The organism is Exiguobacterium sp. UBA6282, from assembly GCF_002440475.1.
Classification (GTDB): Bacteria; Bacillota; Bacilli; order Exiguobacteriales; family Exiguobacteriaceae; genus Exiguobacterium_A.
Genome location: NZ_DJUM01000025.1, coordinates 1 through 2,693, shown reverse-complemented (window position 1 = coordinate 2,693; position 2,693 = coordinate 1). Strand labels below are relative to the sequence as shown.

2 protein-coding genes are annotated in these 2,693 nt (G+C 45.2%); one reads left to right on the top strand and one right to left on the bottom strand.

All coding sequences use genetic code 11. The features are described from left to right. Positions 1-48 precede the first annotated feature (48 nt). Positions 49-762, bottom strand: coding sequence for a YebC/PmpR family DNA-binding transcriptional regulator (locus B2751_RS08115; protein WP_023468535.1), 714 nt, complete (start codon positions 760-762; stop codon positions 49-51). Between the two features lie 194 nt (positions 763-956). Here B2751_RS08115 and B2751_RS08110 point away from each other — a divergent pair. After that, positions 957-2,693: glycoside hydrolase family 13 protein (locus B2751_RS08110; protein ID WP_290774158.1), on the top strand; the 1,737-nt coding region annotated here is incomplete at its 3' end.

Genomic DNA, 2,693 nt, shown 5'->3' with positions numbered 1-2,693 from the left:
AATCAAAAAGACAAGAGGATGGTTACGCCCATCCTCTTGTCTTTTTGATTATAACTCTACGTTATGGTACACCTGTTGCACATCTTCAAGATCTTCAAGTGCATCAATCATCTTCTCGAATTGTGCGACATCATCCTCGGACAAAGCCACTTCGTTTTGTGCAAGCATAACGAGTTCAGCAAGGGAGAACTCGGTAATCCCTGCAGCTTTTAACGCTTCTTGCACAGCATGGAATTGTTCTGGCTCAGCGTAGATGATGACAGATTCGTCTTCTTCGAGGATGTCGCGCACATCAATATCCGCTTCCATCATCAATTCGAGCACGTCATCCGCAGTTTTACCTTCGAAGGCAAAGATTGCCGTCGCATCAAACATATAAGCGACGGATCCGCTCACACCCATGTTTCCGCCATTTTTTCCGAATGCAGCACGCACATCAGAAGCCGTCCGGTTAACATTGTTCGTCAACGTTTCGACGATGACCATTGAACCGCTTGGACCAAATCCTTCATAACGAAGTACATCATAGTTCTCTTCCGCTCCACCTTTTGCTTTTTCAATCGCCCGATCAACAATGGCACGGGGCACGTTGTATGTCTTCGCTCGTTCGAGAACGACCTTTAATGCTTGGTTTGATTCTGGATCGGGCTCACCTTGTTTAGCCGCTACATAAATCTCACGACCGAACTTTGCGTAGATCCGACTCGTATTTTTGTCTTTTGATGCCTTTTTTTCCTTAATGTTATTCCATTTACGACCCATTTCGTATCCACTCTCTTTCCGTAATGTCAGAAATCCATGATTTCTTATGCGTTATCAGTATACCTTAAACTACCTGATAGACTGAACTAAAATGTCGGTCGAACAGTTGAATTTCTACTAAATGCGTTTAAGTGATGCGGAAGAAAGGAACTTTACCGATAGAGAAATATCAATTTAAGGGAGAGTGACAGTATTTGAACCAGGCTGGAGTAGTTCATCGCGCATTATCACCATTCGTTTATGCCTATGATCAAGAGACCGTTCATATTAGACTCATGACGGCTAAAGACGATATTGAAAAAGTTGAATTGATATATGGTGATCCTTATGAATGGGAAGCGGAAAAAGAAGAAGACCGAGATTGGAATTTTGATCCGGAGAAAGAAAAATCCTGGAAAGTGCAACAGAAGTCGATGCAATACAATGGAAGTGACGCGACGTATGACTATTGGTTCATTGCAATCCGTCCAGAACGAAAGCGGGTACGATATGGGTTCGAGGTTCATGGCGAAACCACAGCCGTTTTGACCGAACGCGGTTGGTATGACGAAGCGCCACTCGATCATCCGGGCTATTATTTTTCTGTTCCATATGTTCATGCGACGGACGTCTTTGATACACCGGATTGGGTAAAAGATACGGTCTGGTATCAAATTTTCCCAGAACGATTCGCAAATGGTGATCCAACGAACGATCCAGCGGGAGCGAAGGAGTGGGGAAGTGAAGCACCAGCTTTTCAGAATTTCTTCGGTGGAGATTTTCAAGGGGTCATCGATCACGTCGATCATTTACAACGTCTCGGCGTCACCGGTGTCTACTTCTGTCCAATCTTTGAAGCACCATCGAATCATAAATACGATACGCTTGATTACTTAAAGCTTGATCCTGCCTTTGGTGACGAGAAAACATTCCGCAAGATGATAGATGTGCTACATGAGAATGGTATCCGCGTATTACTCGATGCCGTCTTTAATCATATTAGTGAATATCACCCCGCATTTCAGGATGTATTAGAAAAGGGACAAGACTCAAAATATGTCAACTGGTTCACGATTGACTCCTTCCCGGTCGATCCATCAATCCCGAACTATGAAGTGTTTGCATTTGAACGGAACATGCCAAAGTTGAACACCGCTCATCCAGACGTCAAAGACTATTTGCTTCATGTCGGACGTTATTGGGTTGAGGAATTCGGAATCGACGGCTGGCGTCTGGATGTTGCAAGTGAAGTCGATCATGCGTTTTGGCGTGAGTTTCGAAAAGAAGTCCGGGCTGCGAACGGAACGTGTTATATCGTCGGCGAATGTTGGACGGATTCACAACCGTGGCTCCTCGGCGATCAATTCGATGCCGTCATGAATTACGGTTTGACAGAGAGCTTCCTGACTTGTTTTGCGACGGGCGAGACGAGCGTTCGTGATTTCTCGTATGCGGTCAGTCGGAATTTAAACTGGCATTCTCAAAATGTCAACGAGGTCATGTTCAATTTGATTGATTCGCATGATACGCCGCGTGCTTTAACGCGTGCGAAGGGGAATATCGAGCGGATGAAATTGCTCTTCACTATACTGTTGACGTTTCCGGGTACGCCTGTCATCTATTATGGTGATGAAATTGGAATGATGGGCGGACAAGACCCGGCCAACCGTGCATGCATGGAATGGGATGAGACGAAGCAGAACCGTGATTTGTTCGATCACGCTGCACAGTTGATCGCCCTTCGAAAACAGTATCCGGTTTTAGCAAATTCCGGAACGTATCATTTCCAACGGATCGATGATACAAAACAGACATTTGTCGTTGAGCGACGTCAGGGCGAACAGGTTTACTTGCTCGTTGTCAACGTAAGTGAAGAGGCACAATCTCTTTCGCTTGAGGGAACGTATGAAAGTCTGTTAGATGCAACGACGTTGTCGGGAACTATTCAAGTA